The sequence below is a fragment of the Arthrobacter agilis genome (assembly GCF_002953615.1).
Lineage (GTDB): Bacteria > Actinomycetota > Actinomycetes > Actinomycetales > Micrococcaceae > Arthrobacter_D > Arthrobacter_D agilis_B.
In genome coordinates, this window is sequence record NZ_CP024915.1 from 2021613 (window position 1) to 2024744 (window position 3132).

At 68.6% G+C, this 3132-nt stretch carries 2 protein-coding genes and 1 pseudogene; 1 reads left to right on the forward strand and 2 read right to left on the reverse strand.

Annotation, left to right across the window (positions count from 1 at the left end; translation table 11 throughout):
* Positions 1-435: pseudogene (locus CVO76_RS09835) on the reverse strand (transcriptional regulator); the annotation flags it as partial.
* Positions 436-497: 62 nt separating this feature from the next.
* Positions 498-1919, reverse strand: coding sequence for an FAD-dependent oxidoreductase (locus CVO76_RS09840; RefSeq protein WP_133081066.1), 1422 nt, complete (start codon positions 1917-1919; stop codon positions 498-500).
* Between the two features lie 192 nt (positions 1920-2111).
* Here CVO76_RS09840 and rarD point away from each other — a divergent pair, with 192 nt between their 5' ends.
* A complete protein-coding gene (gene rarD, locus CVO76_RS09845; protein WP_208739118.1) occupies positions 2112-3074 on the forward strand; it encodes an EamA family transporter RarD in 963 nt (320 codons plus the stop codon).
* The last annotated feature ends 58 nt before the right edge of the window (positions 3075-3132 follow it).

A 3132-nucleotide genomic window follows, 5' to 3' on the forward strand; every position in this document is an offset into this window, starting at 1 on the left:
CCCGGGCGCACTCGTGCCGACCGCCGCCTCGGACCAGTCGGCGCCCGCCATGAACAGCATGCCTTCGGCGCGGCGCCGGAGTTCGCGGTCGCCGTCGACCCAGAGGAGCCTGCCGTTCTCGTCCCCGACCGCGACGAGCATCCCCGCGTCGAGGCTCGGCCGTACCAGGAGGCGGTCGAGAACGGGCATGACCGCGGCGAGCGGATGGGCCTGGCGGTACGCCTCGAGCTCCTCCTCGGAGCAGAACAGCCGGGCACCTGCCGTGGCGGGGTTCGGCAGGAAGGTGAGGGACCTCAGCCAGGAGTCGTGCACGATGCCGCGGAGGTTGTCCTCGACACCCGCACCCCGTCCGAGGGCTTCGTGCGCCGCGACGGCGTTCCGCTGCACGACGTCGGCAGGTAGCTCCGCTGAGGAGATCGAACGGGACGGCGACATCGGCACTCCGCTTCGTGACCTGTCCTGCGGGGCAGCGCAGGACAGGTCACAGTGTAGCGGGCCTACTGACCGCGCGAAATGGCCACCATGTCCTCGCGGGGGACGAGCTTCACCCGCTCGCGCACGAGCTCCGCGTTGCCCGAGGTGTTGACGAAATTCGCCCCCAGCTTCATCTCGTGCGCGTCCAGCTTCAGCCAGCCGTCCCAGGTGGTGTAGTGGACGCCGCGTTCCTCGAGCAGATTGATGATGGCGTCCTCGGACGGGTCCTCCGCCGGGGGCAGGTTGAGCCGGTCCTCGAGGAGGAACCCGATGGTCTCCAGGGCGTCGCCCTTCGTGTGGCCGATCAGGCCCACGGGCCCGCGCTTGATCCAGCCGGTGGCGTAGATGCCCGGCACGGGGTGGCCGTCCTCGTCGATGACGCGGCCGCCCTCGTTGGGGATGACCCCGCGCTTGTCGTCGAAGCCGACCTCGGGCAGTTCGGAACCGAAGTAGCCGATGGCGCGGTAGACGGCCTGTACGGGGTAATCGAGGAACTCACCGGTTCCGCGGACGTTGCCGTCCCCGGTCAGCTCCGTGCGCTCGAACTTCATGCCCGCGACCTTGCCGGGCGTCTCCGGTGCGTCGTAGACCTCGACGGGCGAGTGCAGGAAGTGCAGGTGCAGGCGCCGCGACGCGCCCGTCGGCTCGTCCTCCACCAGCCAGTTGGTGAGGGTCTTGACCATCGTCTTGGTCTGGTTGTTCGAGGCGATCTGCTCCTCGGAGCCCGCGTCGAAGTCGAAGTCCTCGGGGTAGAGGACGATGTCGACGTCGCGCGAGTGGGAGAGCTCCCGCAGTTCCAGCGGCGTGAATTTCACCTGGGCGGGCCCGCGACGGCCGAAGACGTGGACATCGGTCACGGGTGAGGCCTTCAGGCCCTGGTAGACGTTCTCCGGGATCTCGGTGGAGAGGAGGTCGTCGGCGTGCTTGGACAGGATACGGGCGACGTCGAGGGCGACGTTGCCGTTGCCGATCACGGCGATCTCCTTCGCGTCCAGCGGCCAGTCGCGGCTGACGTCCGGGTGTCCGTCGTACCAGGACACGAAGTCCGCTCCGCCGAAGGAGCCCTCGAGGTCGATCCCCGGGATGTCCAGGTCCGCGTCGCGGATGGCACCGGTCGCGAAGATCACGGCGTCGTAGAAACGGCGGAAGTCCGACAGGGTCAGGTCACGCCCGTAGTTGATGTTGCCGAGGAAGCGGATGTCGCCGCGGTCCAGCACCTTGTGGAGGGCGTTCACGATCCCCTTGATGCGTGGGTGGTCAGGAGCAACCCCGTAGCGGATCAGGCCGTAGGGTGCCGGGTACTGGTCGAAGAGGTCGATGCTGACGGCGAAATCGCCGCCCTGGACCTCGTTCGACTTCGTCAGGATGTCGGCGGCGTAGACGCCTGCCGGACCGGCGCCGATGATCGCGACCCGCAGCGGTCGCGCCGCAGCTGAGGTAGACACTGATTTGCCTTCTTCCCGGTGGAAAAGCTCCTGGTGGACAGCGTGGCGCGAATAAGCGCACACTTCCCTATTCTAAATGCCGCACCACGGCGCGGACTAACTTCGTGGCCGGGATCTCGTCCGGCCGCCGTCGTCCCCTCCCCGCTGCCGGTGGGTGGGAATAAAGCCCGGAACCGGCCGGTTCACGACCTCGTGAGCGGAACAGGTGTACAGACCAGACGTCCGGCGAGGAGCGAGAACTCCGTGGGCGTGCTCTTCGGCATCGGCGCCTACGGTTTGTGGGGTCTGCTTCCGCTGTACTTCCTCGTCCTGGCGCCGGCGGGCCCGGTCGAGATCGTGGCCAACCGCGTGGTCTGGTCCCTGATCTTCTGTGCGCTCCTGCTGACGGCCCTGCGGTCCTGGCGGCCGGTGCTCACGGCCCTTCGCACGCCGCGCATCGTCGGCACACTGGCCGTCGCAGCGCTGCTCATCGCCGTCAACTGGCTGGTCTACACCTACGGGGTCACCACGGGACAGGCCATCGAGGCCTCCCTCGGCTACTTCATCAATCCCATCGTCTCCGTCCTGCTGGGCGTGATCGTGCTCCGCGAGAAGCTCCGGCCCCTGCAGTGGACCGCGATCGGCATGGGCGTCCTCGCCGTGATCGTCCTGGCCGTCGGGTACGGCGCCGTCCCGTGGATCGCCCTCACCCTGGCCTTCTCGTTCGGCCTGTACGGATTCGTCAAGAAGAAGGTCGGCTCGCGCGTCGACGCCGTGACCAGCCTCAGCATCGAGACGGTGGTCCTCGCGCCGATCGCCGCGGGTGTCATGATCTGGCTCGACGCGACGGGCGCGGCGACCCTCACGACCGAGGGCACCGCCCACTTCTGGATCATGGTCGCCTCGGGCGTCATCACCGCGGTGCCCCTGATCTTCTTCGGCGCCGCCGCCCGCCGCCTGCCGCTGACCACGATCGGGCTCCTGCAGTACCTCGCCCCCGTGCTCCAGTTCCTGCTCGCACTGCTGGTCCTCGGTGAGGACATGCCCTTCGAACGATGGATCGGCTTCGGCCTCGTCTGGGTGGGCCTCGTCCTCCTCACCGTGGACATGCTGAGGACCGTGCGCCGCCAGCCGCGGCGGGCGGGAGCACCCGAACCGGCGGTGACGGTGGCCTGACGGCGCCCTGCTCCCGGATTCCACCCCGGGAACCGGCATCGGCGGGTCCGGAGCGCCC